This is a genomic window from Modestobacter sp. Leaf380 (assembly GCF_001424485.1).
In the GTDB taxonomy this organism is placed as follows: domain Bacteria; phylum Actinomycetota; class Actinomycetes; order Mycobacteriales; family Geodermatophilaceae; genus Klenkia.
Genome location: NZ_LMQC01000019.1, coordinates 222732 through 243306 on the forward strand (window position 1 = coordinate 222732; position 20575 = coordinate 243306).

The following is a 20575-nucleotide window of genomic DNA, read 5'->3' on the forward strand; positions in this document are numbered from 1 at the left end:
GGACCGTCGCGGTCCTGGGCCTCTCGTCGTCCTGGATCAGCCCAGCGGGGCGTTGGTCCAGTCGCTGGAGTACTCCAGGCCCGAACGCTGGAACATCTGGGTGACCGGGCAGCGACGCTCGGTCTCGGCCTGGAACCGGGCGAAGGTCTCGGCGTCGGCGTCGGTCTCGACGGTGGCCCGCACGGTGACCGCGTCGAAGTTCGCGTTGCCCTCGGCCCCGGTGACCATGACGGCGGTGTCCAGGTCGCCCTGCACGTCGAAGGTCCAGGCGCCGGTGGTGATGCCCAGCTCCGCAGCCACGATCGAGGCGGTGACCTGGTTGCAGGAGCTCAGGGCCGCCAGCAGGTAGGACAGCGGGCTCGGGGAGGCGTCCTGGCCGCCGAACGCGGGGTAGGTGTCGACGTCGACGACGTGGCCGGCGTCCCCGCCGACCGTGACGCGCTGCGCGACGCCGGTGCCCTCGGCGTGGTGGGTGAACGGGACGACGGACGACTTGGGCCGGGTGGCCATGCGGTTCTCCTCGGGTGGGCGGGACGGGTCTGTCCCGGTGTTCGGGTCGGGCTGGTCCACCGGTCGGGGTGACGGTGACCACCGCGACCAGCGACGGTCGGCGTGGGCAGCGGGCCCACCACCGAGCGGGTGGACCAACCCCACCACTCCGATCGAGATGGTGCACATCGGAGCGCCGACCGGACTGTCGGTGCTCCGGGGCAGACTGCGCGGCGTGGAGGTGTCCCCGGAAGCCGTGCTCTCCCGACTGCGCCCACTGCTGCTCGCGGTGCACGAGGCGCTGGCGGCCGGGGTGGCGGTGAGCCACCAGATCCACCGGCAGCACGGCTGGCAGCCCTCGGCGGACCCGCACCTGGACCGGCAGCTGGTCCGGCGGCACGCCATGGAGCAGCTGCGGCCGTGGGCGGCGTCGGTGGGCGAGCAGCTCACCTTCGACGTCGGGGACAGCGGGGCCGAGAGCCTGGGGCTGCCGATGTCCGGGCTGATCGTCACCACCGACACCGACGTGCTGCGCGTGTGGCACTCCGAGGACGGCGAGCTGCCCCCGGGGGACACCCGGGCCCTGCAGGCCTACTACGACCAGTCCCCCACCCGGCAGACGCAGCTGGTGCTGGAGGGCGCACCCCCGGCCGGCAACCACCTGGCGCTGCTGTGGGCCGACCGCGCCGGCGCACTCAGCCGGCTGGAGCTGGTCCGGCCCTGGTGGCGCGGGGGCCGACACCCCGAGGCCGACTGGCGGGTGGACCTGCTCCGCCAGCCGGCCTGAGGACGCGCCGGGAGGTCAGACCACGTGCGCCTGGTCCGGGGTGCCCAGCACCCGCGGCCAGTTCGCCGGGACGACGACGTCCTGCGGGCGGAGGTCCTTGACGTCGCGGTGGCCCAGGCCGAGCACGGCCGAGTCGATGCCGCTGCGCAGGATGTCCAGCACGTTCTCCACCCCGGCCTGCCCGTTGGCCGCCAGGCCCCACAGGTAGCCGCGGCCGATCATCGCGGCCTTGGCGCCCAGGGCGAGGGCCTTGACCACGTCGGAGCCGCGGCGGATCCCGCCGTCGGTGACGACCTCGACCTGGTCGCCGACGGCCTTGGCGATCGCCGGCAGCGCCCGGATCGAGGCCGGGGTGCCGTCGAGGTTGTTGCCGCCGTGGTTGGACACCGAGATCGCGGTGACCCCGGCGTCGACGGCGCGGTGCGCGTCGTCCACGCGCATGACGCCCTTGAGCATGAACGGGCCGCCCCACTGCTCCCGCAACCACTGGACGTCGTCCCAGGTGGGGAGGGGGGTGCCCATCCACTCGCCGTAGGCGCCGAAGAACGTGGGGGCCTCGCCGCCGCCGGGCGGGGCCAGGTTCGGGGTCTTCAGGTCCGGGATCCTGCCGGTCTTGGCGAAGGTGTAGAGCCACTGCGGCCGGAGCAGCACCTCGGGGGCGAACTTGACCGCCGTCTTCAGGTCGATCTTCTCCGGGATCGAGGGGCTGCCCCAGTCCCGGCCCATGGAGAACGACCAGTCCAGGGTCATGATCAGCCCGACGCAGCCGGCGGCGCGGGCGCGCTCCATCCGCTGCACCAGCACGTCCCGGGACCCGACCCAGTACATCTGGAAGAAGGTCTGCGGGCTGGCCGCGGCGACCTCCTCGACGGACTTGGAGGCGAAGGAGCTCAGGCCCATGGTGATCCCGCGGGCCGCGGCGGCACGGGCGACGGCGACCTCGCCGTCGGGGTGCACGGCCTGTACGCCGGTGGGGCTGATCATCACCGGCATCGACAGCGGCTGGCCCATGACCGAGGTGGTCAGGTCACGCTCGCCCTGCAGGCCGGCCACGTGCGGGGCGAAGCCCAGCTCGGAGTAGGCGAGGGTGTTGTCCTCGACGGTGGTGCCGCGCTCGGAGCCGGCGATGAGCGCGCCGTAGACCGAGGCGGGCAGGCGCTTCTTGGCCCGGCGCTGGGCCTCGGCGACGGTCTCGAACCACTGGTTGGCCATGGGGTGTCCTCCTCGAGCGGCTGCGGTGCCGCTGTGCTGTGGGTCTCAGGATGCCCTGTGACACTCAGTGCCACCACCCCTCGGGCGGACCGTCCTCCCGCGTCCGCGGACCGGCCCCCGTCCCGGCGCAGGCCAGGCCGGGGGCCGGGGGTCAGCGGCCCTTCTGCGAGATGGCGTCGACCGTGGCCTTCGTGCTCGGTGCCGAGGCGTTGGTCTTGGCCTTCGCGGCCTTGGGCTTCTTGGCCTCGCGGCCGCCCTTGTTCTTGCCTGCCATGGGGACTCCTCACCGCCGGCGCACCGGCGGGGGTCGCGGAGCGCGGTCCGTCGGCGGGGTGCACCTGCGGTTGGAGTGCGGACGGTACGCCCGCAGACCACGAGGCCGGGGGCCGGTGACCCTGCTGACGCCGGCGCCCGCCCCGACACGAGGTCGGGACGGGCGCCGGCGGGTGGTGCGGGGGGTGGGTCAGCGGGTGGTGTCGCGCCCGGTGACGCCGGTGCCGCGGGTCGTGTCGCCCTCGACCTGCTCGATCTCCTCGTGCGCGACGGTCTCGTTCACCGTCTGCTGCTCGGTGACGGTCTGGGTGTCCAGGCGGACCCGCTCGACCGGCACGGTCTCCTTCTCCACGACCGGGCGCTCGGCGTGCAGCGTGACCTCGTGCTCCTCCTCCGACAGCGCGGGGCCGTCGAGGGCGTCGCCGCGGTTGGCGTCGGTGATCGGCTCGCGCTCGATGCGGACCTCCTCGTGGGAGACCGGCACGGTGCGGGTCACGTTCTCGGTGACGACCTCCTCGGAGCGGGTCATCGCGTCGTCCGTCGTGGGGCCGGAGGTGTCCCGCCCGACGGTGCCGCGGGAGTCGTCGTCGCGGGTGTCGGCGCTGTGCTGACCGGTCAGCGTGGCGTCCCGGTCACCCGTGCGGCCCACGCCCCCGGCGGCGGGGCCGGCGGCAGCCTGGCCGGTGGTGGTGGTCTCGGCGGTCGTGGTGGTGTCGCGGCCCGTCAGGGTGTCCTGGCCGGAGACGCTGTTGCCCTCGAAGCCGTAGTGCCGGTACAGCTCCTGCTCCTCCTGCGGGGAGAGGTGCTGGTCGGCGTCCACCTTGGGGGCGTCCTTGACGGCGGCCTTGGACACCGGGACCCGCAGGCCCTCGCCGGTGAGGTCGGCGTCGCGCAGGGGCACGAAGGTGGACTTGGTGCCGAAGAGGCCGGTCTTCACGGTGACCCACTCGGGGTTGCCGGACTGGTCGTCGAGGAAGACCTCGTTGGCGGTGCCGATCTTGTCGCCGTCGGCGTCGTAGACGTCGCTGCCGATGACCCGGTCGATGCTCTCGGTGGTGATCACGGTGGTGTGCTCCTCAGCTCGGGGCGGTCTGTGGTCGTGCAGGGGTGGTGCGAAGTCGTGACCCCCAGGTGCCCCGCCGAGCCGGAGGTGGAAACAGGATCGCGGAACTCGAACTGTCTAAACACCGTCCGGGCGTGTCGTTCCCGCGGCCCCGCGGGGGTCGTGCGCAGACTCGGTCGGTGCCTCCCCGCTCCCCGTACGACTCGCTCGTGCACCCCCGGACGCAGAAGAAGCCGCTCCCGCAGGTCGAGGCGGACAAGGACCTCGTCGTGGAGGACCCGAGCTCGGGCTTCGTCGGCGCCGTCGTCCGCTGCGAGAAGGACGTCGTCCACCTCGAGGACCGCTTCGGCCGGGTGAAGGGCTACCCGCTGGGTCCCGGCTTCTGGGTCGAGGGCCGCCCGGTGGTGCTGGTGCGCCCGAAGCAGCAGGGCCCGGCCGGCCCCTTCCGCAGCGCGTCGGGCTCCACGTACGTCGCCGGTGCGCGGGCCCGGGTCGCCCGCGAGGGCCGCGTGTACGTCGAGGGCAAGCACGACGCCGAGCTGGTGGAGAAGGTGTGGGGCCACGACCTGCGCATCGAGGGCGTCGTCGTCGAACCGCTGCACGGCGTCGACGACCTCCCGGCGATCGTCCGGGAGTTCCGCCCGGCGTCGGGACGACGGCTCGGCGTGCTGGTCGACCACCTGGTGACCGGGTCCAAGGAGTCCCGCATCGCCGGGCAGGTCACCGGCGCGCACGCCCTGGTCGTCGGGCACCCGTTCATCGACATCTGGCAGGCGGTCAAGCCCTCCGTCGTCGGCATCACGGCCTGGCCGACGGTGCCCCGGGGCGAGGACTGGAAGACCGGCGTCTGCCGCCGGCTGGGCTGGGAGGACGACACCGGCTACGTCTGGGCGCAGCGCATCCTCGCCCGCGTGCAGACCTGGACCGACCTGGAGCCCGAGCTCATCGGCCGCGTCGAGGAGCTCATCGACTTCGTCACCACCGACTGACCCTCTCGGCCACCTCCCGGCCACCCCCGGCCGTGATCATGGGGTTGGTGCACGACGACACGCCGGCCCCGGCGTGTCACCGTGCACGAAGCCCATGATCACCGCCGGCGGGAGGCGGGCCGGGGACGACGGAGGGCCCGCCCCCCGTGCGGGGAGCGGGCCCTCTGGGCGTGCGGTGTCAGCTGGGGATCATGTTGAACGTGTCCGGGTCGGGGCCGGTGCGCTCGTTGCGGTCCAGGGCCGAGATCGCCGTCATGTCGTCCTGGGACAGCTCGAAGTCGAAGAGCGCGAAGTTCTCCTCGACGCGGCTGCGGGTGACCGACTTGGGGAAGACGATGTCGCCGCGCTGGACCGCCCAGCGCAGGGTGACCTGGGCCGGGGTGCGGTGCACGCGCTCGGCGACGCGGACGATCGCCGGGTCGTCGAGGACCTTGCCCTGCGCGATGGGCGACCAGGCCTCGGTGAGGATGCCGCGCTCGGCGTTGTAGGCGCGCAGCTCGTCCTGGGCCAGGTAGGGGTGCACCTCGATCTGGTTCACCGCGGGGGTGATGTCGGCCTGGTCGCGCAGCCGGTTGAGGTGGTTGGTCTGGAAGTTGGAGACGCCGATCGCGCGGGCCTTGCCGTCGCGGTACAGCTGCTCCATGGCCTTCCAGGTCTCGACGAAGTCGATGTCGATGCCCGGCAGCGGCCAGTGGATGAGGAACAGGTCCAGCTGCTCGACCTGCAGGTCGGCCAGCGACTGGTCGATGGCCTTGGCGACGTCGGCCTCGGCGTGGAAGCCGTTGTTCAGCTTCGAGGTGAGGAAGACGTCCTCGCGGGCGAGCCCGGAGTCGCGGAAGCCCTCACCGACCTCCTTCTCGTTGCCGTACATCTCGGCGGTGTCGATGTGCCGGTAGCCGACCTCGAGGGCCACGCGGACGGCCTCGCGGGTGTTCTCGGGCTCGATCTGGTAGGTGCCGAAGCCCAGCTGCGGGATCTCGACGCCGTTGTTGAGGGTGATCGTGGGGACGGTCATGGAGCTCCTCCTCGTGGTGGTGCGGGGTGTGTGGGGCACACGCCATCGGCGCGGCCGCTCCCTCCCGCCCTACCCGGTGGTGTGCCGCTCAACCAGCGAGGAACCCCACATGACCTGTGGGAACACCCTCAGAAGTAGTCGCGCAGCTCGGCCCGCGGCCCGGAGGCGAGCAGGTCCAGGGCGGCGGGGTCCCCGGCGCCCCCGGTGAGGCCGGTCTGCGCCAGCGCCCGGCCCGACGTCGCCGAGCAGTAGAGGACGGCGAACCCGCGGACGTCGAGCCACCGCTCCGGCTCGGTGCCGGTCCGCCGCAGGGTCGCCGAGCCGCCCTCGACCTCGAGCTGCCAGTCCCCGGCGTTCCACGGCGCGACGTCGTCCCGGAGCCGGAAGGCGACCCGACCGGTGACGTGCGTGGGCCAACCGCGGTCGGCCACCGCCCGGACGACGTCCACCGGCCGGTGCATCCAGGGCACGGCGGACCCCTCACCGCCGGGCCAGGAGGACCGCTCCAGCGGCAGCACGGTGGAGAACACGTCACCGGCCAGCAGCGGGACCCGCACCGATCGGGTCACCGTCGTCCAGCCGGCGAGGACGCCGACCAGTGCGCGGGCGGCCGCCGGGGTGGTGGCGAGCAGGTCGTGCACGGTGAGCCGGGCGTCGGTCCCGTAGCCCTTGCCGCGGCCGAAGACGAGGGCGCCGACCAGCCGGTCGCCCTCGTGCACCAGCGAGAGCCCGTCGACGCCCTCGGGCAGCGGGGTGTCGGTGGGGGCGTCGAAGAACCCGCCGCGGCGGGTCAGCAGGCCCTGCCGGTCCCGGGCGACCTCCTCGTACAGGCCGGTGACGGCGGCCAGGTCGTCGGCGCCCCCGGGCCGGACGACGAGCCCGTCCCCGGCGCGGGTGCGGGGCAGCGCGGCGGTGTCCAGCTCGGTGGCGGTCAGCGTGCCGGCGACCTCCCAGCCCAGCGACCGGTACACCGCGGAGACCGTCGGGTACAGCGCGCTGACCGCGGCCCCCCGGTCGCGGGCCCGGACCAGCAGCTCGGTGAGCAGCCGCCGGGCGTGCCCGCCACCGCGGGTCTCGGGTGCGACGGCCACGCCGCTGACGGCCGCGGTGGTCACCCGGCGGCCGCCCCACCAGGACTCGAGTGCGTGGTCGGTGACCTTGCCCAGCAGCCGGCCGGCGTCGTCGAAGGCGCCCAGCCGGTGCACGCCGGGATCGGCCCGCAGGGCCCGGGCCGGTGCCTCCGCCGGGCCGCCGAAGGCCAGCCGGCCCAGTTCCCAGGCGTCGGGGAGGTCGTCAGCGGTCAGCTCGCGGATGGTCGTGGGCACGACGTCGACCCTCTCAGGCGGCCCGGTCAGGCGGCGGTGCGGGCGGCCCACAGGTCCGGGAACACCTCGCGGGCGGCGCTGCGCTCCAGCCACGCCAGCCCGGCCGAGCCGCCACTGCCGGGCTTGGCGCCCATCGCCCGCTTGACGGCGGTGACGTGCCGCTGGCGCCAGACGGTGAACTCCTCGGCGACGTCGGTCAGCGTCTCGGCCAGCACGAAGAGCTCGTTGCCCGGCCGGGGGTCGCGGTAGACCGTGGCCCACGCCGCGGTGACGGCGTCGTCGGCGGGGTGCGTGACGGATCGGTCCCGCTCCAGCACCGCCGGGGGGACGGCGACGCCGCGGCGGGCCAGCAGGGCCAGCACGTCGTCCTCGACGGAGTCGGCGGCCAGTGCGCGCTGCAGGTCGGCGTGCACGGCGGGCAGCCCGCGGTGCGGCCGGACGACGGACTCGGCCTTGAGCCCCAGCAGGAACTCCACGTGCCGGTACTCGTAGGACTGGAAGCCCGAGGCCTCCCCGAGCTGGTCGCGGAAGCCGTTGAACTCCGCCGGGGTCAGCCAGGACAGCGACCCCCAGCAGGCGTTGAGCGCCCGCAGGTGGTGCACCGAGCGGCGCAGCGAGGCGATGGCGCCGTCCAGGTCGTCGGCCCGGAACTGCCGCTGGGCCAGCTCCCACTCCCGGCGCAGCAGGGTGAACAGCAGCTCCATCACCTGGGTGACGACGAGGAACGCGGGCTCGGCCGGGGAGTCGGTGACCGGCCGGACGAGCGCCTGCAGCTGCCGCACGCCGACGTAGGACTCGTACGGCGTGGCCTCGGCGAACTCCAGCGTGGGCTCCCCGGCGTTGGCCGCGGCCCGGGTGAGCCGGGTGCCGGCGTCCAGCGGGCGGGGGGCGGTCGGCACGGTGCGGGTGGTCACCGGGAGATCGTCGTCGCGGCGGGGGGTCCCCCGGAACGGCCGAGCGCACCCGGCAGCGCCGTGCCGCCTGACGGGTGCGAGGGATCTGCGGGGGTCAGCCTGACAGCGGCCGCACCGGCGCCGCAGGCAGTGGGCTGGCCAGCACCATCGTGGAGCTGGGCGGCCCGAAGACGGCGAGCCGGTCGACCAGGGCCTCGAAGCCGGCCATGGTCGCCGTCCCCACCTTGAGCAGGGAGCAGGCGTCGCCGGTGACCCGGTGCAGCTCGAGGACCTCGGGCCAGCCGGCCACCTCGGGGTCGCGCAGCACGCAGCGCGGGCCGTAGCAGGACAGCCGCACGTAGGCGACGACGCCGCGACCGGCGGCGGCCAGGTCGACCGTGGCCCGGTACCCGGTGAGCACCCCGGTCTCCTCCAGCCGGCGCAGCCGGTCGGCGACCGAGGGCGCCGACAGGTGCACCCGGCGGGCCAGCTCGCGCAGCGAGAGCCGGGCGTCGTCCTGCAGCTGGGCCAGGATCGCCCAGTCGGTGGCGTCCAGCGGGCGGGTCACCGCACCGCCTCCGCGGGCGCCGGCTCCACCAGCTCGGCGGGGCGGCGCAGCAGCAGCGCGCCGGCCAGCGCGAGCACCCCGGCGGCAGCGGCACCCAGCGCGGGCACGAGGAAGGCGTCCTGCGCGCCCCAGGAGTCGACGGCAGCGCCGGCCAGCGCGGCACCGGCGGTGACGCCCAGGGTGAGCCCGGTCGACGTCCAGGTCAGGCCCTCGTTGAGCGCCGAGCGCGGTACCCGGGACTCCACCAGCGACATGCCCGAGACCAGCACCGGGGCGATGGCCAGCCCGGCCAGGAACGCCGCCGGCACCAGCCAGGCCAGCGACCCGACCAGCAGCAGGCCCTGGGCGGCGAGGCCGAAGAGGACCGCGCAGCCCACGAACCGGGCCAGCAGCGTCCCGGGCAGCCGGACGACGCCGTAGGCCAGCCCGGACACCAGGCTGCCCCCGGCGTAGGCGGCCAGCGCGACCCCGGCCATCACCGGGGCACCCTGCAGCTCGGCGAACCCGACGACCACGACGTCCATGGCGCCGAAGACGGTCCCCACGGCCAGGTAGGCGGTGGCCACGACCAGCAGGGTCGGGCTGAGCACCGAGGTGCGCGGGCGCGGCTCGTCGGAGGTGTCCCGGTGCACGGGGGGCTGGGTGGCCTGCTGGCGGGCCAGCCAGACGGCGCCGGCGACCCCGACGACGAGGCCGACGACGAACCCCGCCGGCGGGGCGACCAGAGCGGCCAGGAAGGTGATCGACGGGGGCCCGACGACGAAGACGACCTCGTCGACGACGGACTCGAAGGCGAACGCGGTCTGCCGGTCCTCGGCGTCGGGCAGTGCGTTGGCCCACCGGGCCCGGACGGCGGCACCGACGTTGGCCCCGCACGCGCCGGTCAGGGCAGCGAGCACGAACCAGGACCAGCGGGGGCCGTCGAGCACGACGGCCGCGACGAAGACCAGACCCAGCAGCAGGTAGGCCGCCGAGGACACCACCAGCACCCGGGCCTGGCCGACGCGGTCCATCCCGCGGGCCCACTGCGGGCTGCCGACGGCGAAGGCCAGCGCGAGAGTGCCCGCGACGGCACCGGCCAGGCCGTAGCTGCCGGACTCGCCGGCGACCATCAGCACCGAGCCCAGCCCGACGGTGGACATCGGCACGCGGGCCAGCCAGCCGGCGAAGGAGAAGGACCGCGAGCCCGGGACGGTGAAGATGCGGGCGTAGGGCGAGAGGGGGTTGTGCACGGGGATCGATCTCGACTTCCTGGCCACAGGCGGAGACAGGGGGGCCTGCCGTGTTCCCGGGTGGCAGCCCGATCCTAGGAGAGGTCCGGGGAGGATGCCCCGGTGACCGAGTCCCGGGTGTGGCGCCCGCTCACCCGCCGCCGTGACGACGTCGACCCGCACCGCGCGCAGAGCCGGGTGGCCGCCTACGTCTACGGGAACGTCCTGGTGCTCGCCGCGGTCGTCGGCACGTCGCCGGCCGCGGTGGACTCCGGTGCCGCCGTGACGATCGTCGTGGGCACCGTGCTGTCGACCTACGTGGCCCACGTGCTGGCCCACTCGGTCGGGGCGCTGTTCACCGGCGGGGAGCGACGCGAACTGCGCGACGCCGCCCGGGACGCGACGCCGGTCCTGAGCTCGGGTGCGCTGCCCGCCGCGGTCCTGGCCGCGACCGCACTGGGCTGGCCACCGGAGGTGTGGGGCCAGTCGCTGGCGGCCGCGGTCGGGCTGGTCCGGGTGGCCGGCATCGGGCTGGTGTACCGCCGGCTGCAGGCCGACGTGCCGCTGGGCCGGGCGCTGCTGGTGGGTGCCGTCGCGGCGGCGGTCGCGCTGGTCGCCGTCGTCCTCAAGCTGGTGCTGACGCACTAGCGCCCCACGGGTGCTGACGCACCGGGGCAACCTCGTGCAACCCGCTCGTGCGGCGGCGCACCGACTCTGGACCCGCAGGCGCGGGAGCGCGGGTGACGACGGCCACAGCCGCCGGGGGAGCCGCCCGGCGCGGCTCTACAGTCGGGAGGGTGACGACGCCGAGCCCGCTCCCCGACCCGGTGGTCCGCGTGCCCGAGCCGGCCCCGGGTGCGCCCGGCAGCGGCGGGCTCGTCGACCGGCACGGGCGCACCGCGACCGACCTCCGGGTCTCCCTGACCGACCGGTGCAACCTGCGCTGCAGCTACTGCATGCCGCCCGAGGGCCTGGACTGGCTGCCCAAGGTCGAGCAGCTCACCGACGACGAGGTCGTCCGGCTGGTGCGCATCGGCGTCGAGCACCTGGGCATCCAGGAGGTCCGCTTCACCGGCGGCGAGCCGCTGCTGCGCCCGGGCCTGCCCGGCATCGTCGCGGCCACCACGGCGCTGCTGCCCCGTCCCGAGGTCAGCCTGACCACCAACGCCGTCGGGCTGTCCCGGATGGCGCCGGCACTGGCCGCCGCCGGGCTGGACCGGCTCAACGTCAGCCTGGACACCCTGGACCGGGACCGGTTCAAGCAGCTGACCCACCGCGACCGGCTGCCCGACGTGCTGGCCGGGCTCAAGGCCGCCAAGGAGGCCGGGCTCACCCCGGTCAAGGTCAACACGGTGCTGCTCAAGGGCATCAACGAGGACGACGCCGTCCCGCTGCTGGAGTACTGCCTGGAGCACGGCTACGAGCTGCGCTTCATCGAGCAGATGCCGCTGGACGCCCACCACGCGTGGACCCGCGCCGAGATGGTCACCGCCGAGGACATCCTGGCGAAGCTGTCGGCCACCCACACCCTGGTGCCCGACGTCGAGGAGCGCGGCGCGGCCCCGGCCGAGCGCTGGCTGGTCGACGGCACCGGGCTGACCGTGGGCGTCATCGCCTCGGTGACCCGCAGCTTCTGCGGCGCCTGCGACCGGACCCGGCTCACCGCCGACGGCCAGATCCGCAACTGCCTCTTCGCCCGCGACGAGTCCGACCTGCGGACGGCGATGCGGGACGGCGCCACCGACCAGGAGCTGGCCGACCGCTGGCGGATCGCGACGCTGACCAAGCTCCCCGGCCACGGCATCGACGACCCGTCGTTCCTGCAGCCCTCCCGCCCGATGTCGGCGATCGGGGGCTGAGCGTGACGACCACCGAGGCCGGCACCGAGACCGGCACCGTGACGGTGCGCTACTTCGCCGGTGCCCGCGCCGCCGTCGGCGTGGACACCGAGACCCGCCACGCCGGGTCGCTGGAGGAGCTGGTGGGCCAGATCGTGGCCGACCACGGTGAGAAGCTGGAGCGGGTGCTGACGGCGTGCTCGTTCCTGGTCGACGGAACGTCCACGCGTGATCGTGCGTTGGTGCTGTCGCCCGGGGCAGTCGTCGACGTGCTGCCCCCCTTCGCCGGAGGTTGATCCACCCCGCTCGTGAGCTCGCTGCCTCACCTACCTGAGACACCTGCCCGTCCCCAGCCGGGGTGCACGCCGTGATCGAGTGGCTGCTCGTCCTCGTCGGCGTCCTGCTGATCGCCGCCTGCGCCGCCTTCGTGGCCTTCGAGTTCGCCCTGGTGACCGTGGACCGGGCCACCGTGGAGCGCCACGCCGCCGACGGTGAGCGCGGCGCCGACGGCGTGCTGGCCGCGATGCGCACGCTGTCCACCCAGCTGTCGGGTGCCCAGCTCGGCATCACCGTCACCAACCTGGCCATCGGCTTCGTCGCCGAGCCCTCCATCGCCGCGCTGCTGGCCGGGCCGCTGGAGTCCGTCGGGCTCTCCGGCGGCGCCGCCCGCTCGGTGTCGATCACCCTGGCGCTGGTCCTGGCGACCGCGCTGACCATGGTGTTCGGCGAGCTGGTGCCCAAGAACCTGGCCATCGCCGAGCCCTTCCGCGTCGCCAAGGCCGTCTCGGGCTTCCAACGCGGGTTCACCAAGGGCACCGCCTGGGTCATCCGGGCGCTCAACGGCTGGGCCAACGCGATCCTGCGCCGGCTGTTCAAGGTCGAGCCGCAGGAGGAGCTGGCCTCGGCCCGCTCGGCCGAGGAGCTGACCTCGCTGGTCCGCCGCTCGCGCACCACCGGCACCCTGGAAGCCGGCACCGCCGCCCTGCTGGAGCGCGGGCTGGCCTTCGGCGAGCTACGCGCCAGCGACGTCGCCACCCGGCGGGTGCAGATGTCCAGCGTGCAGGCCACCGACCCGGTCGCCGTCGTGCTGGCCACCGCCCGCGACTCCGGGCACTCCCGGTTCCCGGTGCTGTCCGCCGACGGCGTCGACGACGTCGTCGGGTTGGTCCACGTGAAACACGCCCTCGGGGTGGAGCGGGCCCACCGGACCACGGTGACCGTCGCCGACGTGATGGTCGAGGCGCTCTTCGTGCCCACCTCCCGCCAGCTCGACGACCTGCTGGTCGACCTGCGCCGCGGGTCGCTGCAGATGGCCGTGGTGGTCGACGAGTACGGCGGCACCGACGGCGTCGTCACCATCGAGGACCTGGTCGAGGAGCTGGTCGGCGACCTGACCGACGAGCACGACGACGACGCCGACGAGGTCGACGTCGAGGACCTGGGCGACGGCACCTGGTCGGTGTCGGGCCTGCTGCGTCCCGACGAGGTCGCCGCGGTCACCGGGCTCACCGTCCCGGGCGACCGGCACTACGAGACGATCGGCGGCCTGGTGCTGCACCAGCTGGGCCGCATCCCCGAGGTGGGTGACCGGGTGGAGGCGCTGCGCCAGCTGCCGCCCGAGCTCGCCGAGGAGGCCGAGGGCCACCCCGGTGGCGTCTGGGTCGAGGTGACCCTCGTCGACGGCACCCGCGTCGAGCGCGCCCGCCTGGGCGAGCTGCTGCCCGAGACCGCCGACGACGAGACCGAGGTGTCCGCGTGAGCGACTGGATCGGCGTGCTGGTGGCCGTCGTGCTGCTGGGCGCCAACGCCTTCTTCGTCGGCGCGGAGTTCGCCCTGATCTCCGCCCGGCGCTCCTCCATCGAGCCGCTGGCCGAGGCCGGCAGCCGCCGGGCCCGGACCACGCTGGGCGCGATGGAGCAGGTCTCGATGATGATGGCCGGCGCCCAGCTGGGCATCACCGTCTGCTCGCTGGGCCTGGGCGCCATCGGCGAGCCGGCCGTGGCACACCTGCTGGAGCCGGTGTTCGACGCCGTCGGCGTCCCCGAGGGCGCGGTCTACCCGATCAGCTTCGTGATCGCGCTGACCGTCGTCGTCGCGCTGCACGTGGTGATCGGCGAGATGGTGCCCAAGAACCTGGCGCTGGCCGGCCCGGACAAGGCCGCCCTCGCCCTGGCGCCGCCGCTGCTGCTGGTCGTCACGGTGCTCAAGCCGGTGATCTTCGTGCTCAACGCCCTGGCCAACGCCGTCCTGCGGCTGCTGAAGGTGGAGCCCAAGGACGAGGTGACCAGCTCCTTCACCCGCGACGAGGTCGCCGGGCTGCTGGACGAGTCCCGGGCCGGTGGCCTGCTCGACGACGCCGACCACGACCTGCTCACCGGCGCGCTGACCCTGGAGGACCGGGAGACCCGGACCGTGCTGATCGCCCGCGCGGACCTCACGGTGCTCAGCCCCGACGACGACGCCCTCGCCGTCGAGCGGGTCGCGGCGCAGACCGGGTTCTCCCGCTTCCCGGTGGTCACCGACGGTGAGCTGTCGGGCTACGTGCACGTCAAGGACGTGCTGGTGGCCGACGGCGAGCCCGACGTGCGGGTCGCCGACATCACCCGTCCGCTCCCCCGGGTCGAGGCCTCGGCGGACCTGCGGAGCACCCTGCAGACCATGCAGGCCGACCGCGCCCAGTTCGCCGCCGTCGTCGACGGTGGTGCGGTGCTGGGCGTCGTGGCCCTGGAGGACATCCTCGAGGAGCTGGTCGGCGAGATCCGGGACAGCGTGCACCGATGAGAGCGACACCGACCAGGAGGACCGTGCGATGAGCGTGTTCGACAAGGCGAAGGCCAAGGCCGAGGAGCTGCTGGGCCGGGCGACCGAGGTCTACGGGGAGTCCCACGGGGACGCCGCGGCCGAGGTGGCCGGCGAGGCCCGACGCCTGGAGGGCGAGGCCGAGGAGGAGGCGCTCGAGCGCGCCGAGGGCCGCGAGTCCGGGCACCGCGACCCCGACGACGACGGGCTCGCCGGCGCCCGCTGAGCCCCGCCCTGCGGCTCAGGGTCCGGCGGGGTCACCCGGGACCTCGTCGGGCACCCGGCGGGGCCCGGCCTCCGGCGGGCGAGGTCGGTCCTGCGGGTGCAGCCGGACCGCGACCAGCGCCACGTCGTCGTCGGGACGGCCGTGCACGAGGCGCTCGACCAGCTCGTCACAGAGCACGGTCAGCGGCTCGTCGGCCAGCTCGGCGACGACGGCCCGCATCCGGGCGAGCCCGGTGTCCAGGTCCTCCCCGCGCCGTTCGATGAGCCCGTCGGTGAACAGCAGCACGGTGGACCCGCGCACCAGCACCAGCTCCTGCTCCCTGCGCAGCGCGGTGCTGTCGACGCCGAGCAGCAGGTCGCCCTGCCAGCTGGCCGGCTCGGTGATCGAGCCGTCCGGGCGCAGCACCATCGGGTCCAGGTGGCCGGCATTGGCCCAGCGGAGCACGGTGCGGTCGGCCGCGACGTCCTCCGGGGTCTGCTCCAGCCGGGCGACCGCGGCGGTGGCCAGGGTCTGCAGGTCCAGCAACGACATGGCGGCGTCCAGCCCGCGGAGCACCTCGGCGGGCCCGGCGTCGGAGTAGGCGGCGATGCCGCGCAGCAGGCTGCGGAGCTGGCCCATCATCGCGGCGGCCGCGGTGTCGTGGCCGACGACGTCGCCGATGACCAGCATCATCGTGCCGCTGGGCTGCAGGAACGCGTCGTACCAGTCCCCGCCGACCCGGGCCGCCTCGACGGCCGGGGTGTACCGGACGGCGACCTCGGCGTGGTCGGGCTGGAAGGGCTGGGTGAGCAGGCTGCGCTGCAGCTCCTCGGCCAGCTGGGCCTGCTGGCGGTAGAGCCGCCCGTTGTCCAGGGCCAGGCCGATCCGGTCGGCGACCTCGCGGGCGGCGGCCAGCTCGTCACCGGCCAGCGCCCGGCCGGACTGGCACCACAGGGTCAGCAGGCCCAGGGTGCGTCCGCGACCCAGCAGCGGCAGGTAGACCCCGGTGCCGTCGGCGAGCTGGCGCTGCAGGTCCCGGGCCTCGCCGGGGGCGAGCGTCTCGGCCACCTGCTGGCCCGTGACGTGCACGGGCGCCTCGGTCGTGAGTGCCTGGATCAGCGGTGCGGTCACCGGCAGCGCGGACAGCCGCAGCTCCACGTAGCGCGAGAGCACCTCGCGCAGCCGGGCGTCGGCGTGCCAGCTGCCCACGTCGGCGGGCCGGCCGTCGTCGTCGATCACCGTGACGACGGCCCAGTCGGCGATCGCCGGGACGACCAGCCGGGGGATCCGGGCCATGCTGTCCACCGGGTCGGGGTTGCCGGCCAGCTCGGCGCTGACCAGCGCGAGGACGGCGAGCCGCTCCTGGGCCCGGCGCCGCTCGCTGACCTCGGCGAAGAACAGGTCCAGCCCGTCCCCGGCCGGGACGGCGGTCACCTCGAACCAGGTGTTCAGCGGCTCGGGGTACCAGGCCTCCAGGGACTCCGCGACTCCCGTCTCACGGACCCGGCGGTAGCTCTCGCCGAACGCGTTGTGCCGGTTGTCCGGGAAGGACTCCCAGTAGTCGGCGCCCAGCAGCTCCTCGCGGGTCTTGCCGATGACCCGCAGGCCTGCTGCGTTGACCCCGCGGACCACCCAGTCGGCGTCCAGCGCCAGCCAGCCGACGGGCATCCGCTCGACGACCTGGTCCCTGCAGCCGTCCACCGGTCCGACTCCCTGCCGCTCGTGGGTCGTCCCGTCCTCGGACCCGCCCGGACGAGTTGTGTCACACCGGGGCGCCCCGGGGCAAGCACCGCAGGTCAGCGCCCCGTCACGGACAGGCGACCCACTCCTCCTGCCCGTCCCCGAACACCTGCCGCTTCCAGATCGGCAGCCGGGCCTTGACCTCGTCCACCAGCTCCGCGCAGGCGGCGAAGGCCTGCCCCCGGTGGCTGGTGGCGACCGCGCAGGCCAGCGCGACGTCGCCGATGGCGAGCAGGCCGACCCGGTGGCTGACCGCGACGCTGTGCACCTCGGGGCGGGCGGCGAACTCGGCGGCGATCTCCTCGATCAGCGCCTGGGCGGTGGGGTGCCCGACGTACTCCAGCTCGGTGACCGACCGGCCGCCGTCGTGGTCGCGGACGACGCCGGCGAAGGACACGGTGGCCCCGGCGGCGGGGTGCGCGACGGCGTCCTCGTGGGCGGCGACGCTGATCGGCTCGTCGGTGACCAGGGCGATGGCGGGGGAGACGGTGGGCGCGCTCACGTCTGGACGCTACCCGGCGGGACGTCCCAGTCGGTCGGGTCGGCGAGCCCGGTGCAGTCGACCTCCACCACCTCCGCGGCGTGCTCGGCCAGGTAGGTGCGCGCACCCTCGTCCCCGGTGGCGCCGGCGAGCACCCCCGCCCAGTGGTCGCGGCCCAGCAGCACCGGGTGCCCACGCACCCCGTCGTAGGTGGGGACGACGAGCGCATCTGCCGCGGCGTGCCCGGCGAGGCGGTGCAGCGTCTCCGGCGTCATCCCGGGGACGTCGACCAGCAGCACCAGCACGGCCTCGATGCCGCTGCCCAGCGCCTGCAGGCCCTGGATGCCGGTGCGCAGCGAGGAGGCCATCCCGGTCTCCCACTCCCGGTTGCCCACGACGGTGGCGCCGTCGAGGTCGGCGCGCTGCCAGACCTCCACCATGGCGGCGCCGAGCACGACCAGCACCGGGTCGCACGCCGCGCGCGCCGTCCGCACGGCGCGTTCGACGAAGAGCGACCCCTCGTGCTCGACGAGGGCCTTGGGCATGCCGTACCGGCGGCCGCCGCCGGCGGCCAGGACGAGGGCTGCGACGGACACGCCCCCCACCCTCTCAGGAGGTCCCCGAGGCCACCTTGCCCACATACTCCTCGAAGGTGATCACGCCGCCCTCGCCCTGGGTGCGGTCGGCGTCGGGCAGCACGTCCTGGACGACGTCGAGCCGCTTCCACGACGGGCGCGGGGCGCTGCCCCCGGCGTCCGGGACGTACTCGCTGGCCCGGACCCGCTCGTGCACGTGCACGTACCGGCCGCAGTTGGGGAACACCTCGTCGACGACGGCCCGGGTGACCAGGGTGGCGCCGGGCCAGCGGGCGAGCAGCTCGTCGTCGGCGCTGACGGTGGCGGTGGCCTGGACGCGGACCCGGTTGGGCGTCTCCAGGTCGATGAACAGCAGCCCGACCTGCCCGGTCTCGGTGGCGTTGCCCATCGACAGGAACATGCCGTTGCCGTCGTAGTGCGGGAAGGCCAGCGTGCGCTCGTCCAGGACGGCGACGACGCCGGTGGGACCGCCCTTGTAGGACACGGTGGGCCGGCCCGCCCCGTCGACGGTGGACAGGAAGAAGAAGTCGCGGGAGGCGATGAAGGCCGCCGACCCGTCGTCGAGCCGGTCGGCGACGATCGCGGCCTCGAGCCGGTCGGCCAGCGGCCGGGAGTCGAAGTGGTCCTGCCAGGAGCGCTGCTGCTCGGTGTAGAACGCGGTCACGGGTGCCTCCGTCCGCGGCCCGCGACGCTGCGGACCGGCTCCTGCGCACCCTGCCCCAGCGGCAGGGGCCCCGCCCGGTGGAGGGGGTCAGGCGTCGGTGCGCGAGCGGGTGCGGTGGTCGGCGTGCGACAGGGCCTGGCGGACGAGCTCGCCGATGTGGGAGTCGGCGAGAGCGTAGAAGACGAAGGTGCCCTCGCGCCGGTTGGCGACCAGGCCGGCCAGGCGCAGCTTGGACAGGTGCTGACTGACCGCGGTGGGGCTGGTGCCGGCCAGCTCGGCCAGGCAGGCCACCGACGTCTCGCCCTGCATGAGGGCCCACAGGATGTTCAGCCGGGTGGGGTCGGCGAGCATGCGCAGGGCGTCCGCCGCCCGACGCACGTCGTCGGGGGCGGGCATGTCGAAGTCGTCGATGCCCTGGTGCACCCCCGCAGCGTACCGACGTGGTCCCGGAACGGACGCCGACCACCTGCACACCTTCACGCATGCGCAGGTAGTGTCCCGTCTGTGACCGCCCCGACCCTCACCCGGCCCGTGCGCGCCGCCCTCCCGCCGCGGCTCACCGTGGCCTGGACGCTGCCCGAGGTCCGCTGGGCCGCGCTGTCCCTGGGCCTGTTCGCCCTGGGCGGCCTGCTCCAGCTCGGCGGGGCCCCGACGCCCCTCTACTGGGCCGTCCACCTGGCCTGCTACGCCGCCGGCGGCTGGGAACCGGCCGTCGCCGGTGTGCAGGCGCTGCGCGAGAAGACCCTGGACGTCGACCTGCTGATGGTCGTGGCCGCGATCGGGGCCGCCGCGATCGGGCAGGTCGTCGACGGGGCGCTGCTGATCGTCATCTTCGCGACGTCGGGTGCCCTGGAGGCCTTCGCCACCCGGCGGACCCGCGACGCCGTCCGGGCGCTGACCGAGCTGGCCCCCGAGCAGGCCTGCCGCCTGGAGGACGGCGTCGAGGTCGTCGTCCCCGCCGCCGAGCTCGCGGTGGGCGACCGGGTGCTGGTCCGGCCCGGCGACCGGCTGCCGGCCGACGGCGTCGTGGTGGACGGCGCCTCGGAGGTCGACCAGGCCTCGGTGTCCGGCGAGCCGCTGCCGGTGGACAAGCAGCCCGGGGGCGAGGTCTTCGCCGGCACCGTCAACGGCACCGGCACGCTGACCGTGCAGGTGGCCAAGGCAGCGCACGACAGCGTCGTCGCCCGGATCGGTGCCCTGGTGGAGCAGGCCTCGGAGACCAAGGCCGGCACCCAGCTCTTCATCGAGAAGGTCGAGCAGCGCTACTCGGTGGGCGTCGTAGTCGCCACGCTGGCGGTGTTCGGCATCCCGCTGCTGCTGGGCGCGGACCTGCAGAGCGCCCTGCTGCGGGCGATGACGTTCATGATCGTGGCCTCGCCCTGCGCCCTCGTGCTGGCCACCATGCCGCCGCTGCTGTCGGCGATCGCGACCGCCGGCCGGCACGGCGTGCTGGTCACCTCCGCGGTGGCCATGGAGGGGCTGGGCAGCGTGACCGCGGTCGTGCTGGACAAGACCGGCACCCTCACCGACGGCACCCCGACGGTCGTCGCCGTCGGCGCGACCGGCCCGCACACCGAGGACGAGCTGCTCGCCCTGGCCGCCGCGGCCGAGGGCCCCAGCGAGCACCCGGTCGGCCGGGCCGTCGTCGCCGCCGCCCGGGAGCGCGGCCTCACCGTCGCGTCCTGCACCGGGTTCCGGGCAGCCGTCGGCCGCGGGGTCACCGCCACCGTCGGGGGCCGGGTCGTGGCCGTCGGCTCCCCCGGTGACGCCTCGGGTCCCGACGTCGCGGCCGAGCAGGCCCGCGGCCGCACCGTCGTCGTGGTGACCGTGGACGGCGTCCCGGCCGGCCACCTGTCACTGGCCGACCGGCTCCGCCCCGCCGCGGCCGACACGGTGCGCGCGCTGCGCGACTCCCTGGGCCACTCCCCCGTGCTGCTGACCGGCGACAACGCCCGCGCGGCCAGCGCCCTGGCCGCCGAGGTGGGCATCACCGACGTCCGCGCCGGGCTGCTGCCCGAGGACAAGGTGGCTGCGGTCCGCGAGCTGCAGGCCCAGGGCCACCGGGTGCTGGTCGTCGGCGACGGCGTCAACGACGCCCCGGCCCTCGCCGCCGCCGACGTCGGGGTGGCCATGGGCGGGATCGGCTCCGACCTCGCCGTCTCCAGTGCCGACGTGGTCGTCGTCCGGGACGACCTGGCCACGCTGCCGGCGCTGGTCGACCTGTCCCGCCGGGCCCGGCGGCTGGTGGTGCAGAACCTCGTCGTCGCCGGGACGGTCGTCCTCGCGCTGGTCACCTGGGACCTGGTGGCGCACCTGCCGCTGCCGCTGGGGGTGGCCGGGCACGAGGGCTCGACGATCCTGGTCGCCCTGAACGGGCTGCGACTGCTGCGCCGGGGCGCCTGGCGCTGAGCGCCGCGACCGGCGCAG

At 74.7% G+C, this 20575-nt stretch carries 23 protein-coding genes; 9 read left to right on the forward strand and 14 right to left on the reverse strand.

Features of this window, described 5'->3' with window-relative positions; genetic code table 11:
- Nucleotides 1-36: 36 nt before the first annotated feature.
- Nucleotides 37-510: an OsmC family protein gene (locus tag ASG41_RS13520; protein WP_056295590.1), complete on the reverse strand. Its 474-nt coding sequence runs from the start codon at nucleotides 508-510 to the stop codon at nucleotides 37-39.
- Between the two features lie 214 nt (nucleotides 511-724).
- Here ASG41_RS13520 and ASG41_RS13525 point away from each other — a divergent pair, with 214 nt between their 5' ends.
- Nucleotides 725-1276: a hypothetical protein gene (locus ASG41_RS13525; protein WP_056296575.1), complete on the forward strand. Its 552-nt coding sequence runs from the start codon at nucleotides 725-727 to the stop codon at nucleotides 1274-1276.
- Between the two features lie 15 nt (nucleotides 1277-1291).
- Here ASG41_RS13525 and mftD read toward each other — a convergent pair whose 3' ends face one another.
- The 3 genes from mftD to ASG41_RS13535 form a co-directional block, all read right to left on the reverse strand.
- Nucleotides 1292-2488 (reverse strand): pre-mycofactocin synthase MftD, encoded by a 1197-nt coding sequence (gene mftD / locus ASG41_RS13530; protein WP_056295593.1) that lies wholly within the window; start codon nucleotides 2486-2488, stop codon nucleotides 1292-1294.
- Nucleotides 2489-2639: 151 nt separating this feature from the next.
- Complete coding sequence (locus ASG41_RS25080; protein ID WP_255352987.1) at nucleotides 2640-2762, reverse strand: hypothetical protein; 123 nt, start codon at nucleotides 2760-2762, stop codon at nucleotides 2640-2642.
- A gap of 189 nt (nucleotides 2763-2951) precedes the next feature.
- Entirely contained in the window at nucleotides 2952-3824 is an 873-nt protein-coding gene (locus ASG41_RS13535) for a PRC and DUF2382 domain-containing protein (protein ID WP_056295597.1), read from the reverse strand.
- Nucleotides 3825-4003: 179 nt separating this feature from the next.
- On the opposite strand from ASG41_RS13535, the gene ASG41_RS13540 reads away from it, so the two are divergent.
- Nucleotides 4004-4813 carry a DUF3097 domain-containing protein gene (locus ASG41_RS13540; protein ID WP_056295600.1) on the forward strand — a complete coding sequence of 270 codons (810 nt, stop codon included), beginning with the start codon at nucleotides 4004-4006 and terminating at the stop codon, nucleotides 4811-4813.
- A gap of 178 nt (nucleotides 4814-4991) precedes the next feature.
- On the opposite strand, the gene ASG41_RS13545 is transcribed toward ASG41_RS13540, so the two are convergent.
- The 5 genes from ASG41_RS13545 to ASG41_RS13565 form a co-directional block, all read right to left on the reverse strand.
- Nucleotides 4992-5828: an aldo/keto reductase gene (locus tag ASG41_RS13545; RefSeq protein WP_056295603.1), complete on the reverse strand. Its 837-nt coding sequence runs from the start codon at nucleotides 5826-5828 to the stop codon at nucleotides 4992-4994.
- Between the two features lie 128 nt (nucleotides 5829-5956).
- A complete protein-coding gene (gene eis / locus ASG41_RS13550) occupies nucleotides 5957-7153 on the reverse strand; it encodes an enhanced intracellular survival protein Eis (RefSeq protein ID WP_056296579.1) in 1197 nt (398 codons plus the stop codon).
- 26 nt (nucleotides 7154-7179) lie between these two features.
- Complete coding sequence (locus ASG41_RS13555; protein ID WP_082556916.1) at nucleotides 7180-8067, reverse strand: tryptophan 2,3-dioxygenase; 888 nt, start codon at nucleotides 8065-8067, stop codon at nucleotides 7180-7182.
- A gap of 94 nt (nucleotides 8068-8161) precedes the next feature.
- Nucleotides 8162-8614: an Lrp/AsnC family transcriptional regulator gene (locus tag ASG41_RS13560; protein WP_200938882.1), complete on the reverse strand. Its 453-nt coding sequence runs from the start codon at nucleotides 8612-8614 to the stop codon at nucleotides 8162-8164.
- Nucleotides 8611-9846: an MFS transporter gene (locus ASG41_RS13565; protein WP_235564785.1), complete on the reverse strand. Its 1236-nt coding sequence runs from the start codon at nucleotides 9844-9846 to the stop codon at nucleotides 8611-8613. Before ASG41_RS13565 ends, ASG41_RS13560 begins: the two co-directional genes overlap by 4 nt.
- A gap of 102 nt (nucleotides 9847-9948) precedes the next feature.
- Between ASG41_RS13565 and ASG41_RS13570 the strand changes: the two genes are divergently transcribed.
- The 6 genes from ASG41_RS13570 to ASG41_RS13595 all read left to right on the forward strand — a co-directional run bounded on the left by ASG41_RS13570 (nucleotide 9949) and on the right by ASG41_RS13595 (nucleotide 14688).
- Complete coding sequence (locus tag ASG41_RS13570; protein ID WP_056295606.1) at nucleotides 9949-10473, forward strand: hypothetical protein; 525 nt, start codon at nucleotides 9949-9951, stop codon at nucleotides 10471-10473.
- A gap of 149 nt (nucleotides 10474-10622) precedes the next feature.
- Nucleotides 10623-11684, forward strand: a complete 1062-nt coding sequence (gene moaA / locus ASG41_RS13575) for a GTP 3',8-cyclase MoaA (RefSeq protein ID WP_200938883.1) — start codon at nucleotides 10623-10625, stop codon at nucleotides 11682-11684.
- A gap of 2 nt (nucleotides 11685-11686) precedes the next feature.
- The gene (locus ASG41_RS13580) at nucleotides 11687-11959 is read left to right on the forward strand and encodes a MoaD/ThiS family protein (protein WP_235564786.1); all 273 of its coding nucleotides are present in this window, start codon (nucleotides 11687-11689) and stop codon (nucleotides 11957-11959) included.
- A 71-nt stretch (nucleotides 11960-12030) separates the two neighbouring features.
- Nucleotides 12031-13422 carry a hemolysin family protein gene (locus tag ASG41_RS13585; RefSeq protein ID WP_056295609.1) on the forward strand — a complete coding sequence of 464 codons (1392 nt, stop codon included), beginning with the start codon at nucleotides 12031-12033 and terminating at the stop codon, nucleotides 13420-13422.
- Nucleotides 13419-14444: a hemolysin family protein gene (locus ASG41_RS13590; protein ID WP_056295611.1), complete on the forward strand. Its 1026-nt coding sequence runs from the start codon at nucleotides 13419-13421 to the stop codon at nucleotides 14442-14444. The genes ASG41_RS13585 and ASG41_RS13590 overlap by 4 nt, the downstream gene beginning before the upstream one ends.
- A 28-nt stretch (nucleotides 14445-14472) precedes the next feature.
- The gene (locus ASG41_RS13595; protein WP_056295615.1) at nucleotides 14473-14688 is read left to right on the forward strand and encodes a hypothetical protein; all 216 of its coding nucleotides are present in this window, start codon (nucleotides 14473-14475) and stop codon (nucleotides 14686-14688) included.
- A gap of 15 nt (nucleotides 14689-14703) precedes the next feature.
- Here the strand turns inward: ASG41_RS13595 and ASG41_RS13600 are convergent, their stop codons facing one another.
- From ASG41_RS13600 to ASG41_RS13620, 5 genes are all read right to left on the reverse strand, one after another.
- Nucleotides 14704-16368: a SpoIIE family protein phosphatase gene (locus ASG41_RS13600; protein WP_056295617.1), complete on the reverse strand. Its 1665-nt coding sequence runs from the start codon at nucleotides 16366-16368 to the stop codon at nucleotides 14704-14706.
- 106 nt (nucleotides 16369-16474) lie between these two features.
- On the reverse strand, nucleotides 16475-16909 hold the full coding sequence (locus tag ASG41_RS13605) for a molybdenum cofactor biosynthesis protein MoaE (RefSeq protein ID WP_235564787.1): 435 nt from the start codon (nucleotides 16907-16909) through the stop codon (nucleotides 16475-16477).
- On the reverse strand, nucleotides 16906-17484 hold the full coding sequence (locus ASG41_RS13610) for an NTP transferase domain-containing protein (RefSeq protein ID WP_235564788.1): 579 nt from the start codon (nucleotides 17482-17484) through the stop codon (nucleotides 16906-16908). Before ASG41_RS13610 ends, ASG41_RS13605 begins: the two co-directional genes overlap by 4 nt.
- 13 nt (nucleotides 17485-17497) lie before the next feature.
- Nucleotides 17498-18148 carry a pyridoxamine 5'-phosphate oxidase family protein gene (locus ASG41_RS13615; protein ID WP_056295624.1) on the reverse strand — a complete coding sequence of 217 codons (651 nt, stop codon included), beginning with the start codon at nucleotides 18146-18148 and terminating at the stop codon, nucleotides 17498-17500.
- A gap of 87 nt (nucleotides 18149-18235) precedes the next feature.
- Complete coding sequence (locus tag ASG41_RS13620) at nucleotides 18236-18571, reverse strand: metalloregulator ArsR/SmtB family transcription factor (protein WP_056295627.1); 336 nt, start codon at nucleotides 18569-18571, stop codon at nucleotides 18236-18238.
- A gap of 81 nt (nucleotides 18572-18652) precedes the next feature.
- On the opposite strand from ASG41_RS13620, the gene ASG41_RS13625 reads away from it, so the two are divergent.
- On the forward strand, nucleotides 18653-20557 hold the full coding sequence (locus tag ASG41_RS13625) for a heavy metal translocating P-type ATPase (protein ID WP_056295629.1): 1905 nt from the start codon (nucleotides 18653-18655) through the stop codon (nucleotides 20555-20557).
- Nucleotides 20558-20575: the final 18 nt, after the last annotated feature.

Bases quoted from the DNA above. Each gene is read 5' to 3' on its own strand.
- ASG41_RS13520 (WP_056295590.1), bottom strand. From the start codon at position 510: ATGGCCACCCGGCCCAAGTCGTCCGTCGTCCCGTTCACCCACCACGCC.
- mftD (WP_056295593.1), bottom strand. From the start codon at position 2,488: ATGGCCAACCAGTGGTTCGAGACCGTCGCCGAGGCCCAGCGCCGGGCC.
- ASG41_RS25080 (WP_255352987.1), bottom strand. From the start codon at position 2,762: ATGGCAGGCAAGAACAAGGGCGGCCGCGAGGCCAAGAAGCCCAAGGCC.
- ASG41_RS13545 (WP_056295603.1), bottom strand. From the start codon at position 5,828: ATGACCGTCCCCACGATCACCCTCAACAACGGCGTCGAGATCCCGCAG.
- ASG41_RS13595 (WP_056295615.1), top strand. From the start codon at position 14,473: ATGAGCGTGTTCGACAAGGCGAAGGCCAAGGCCGAGGAGCTGCTGGGC.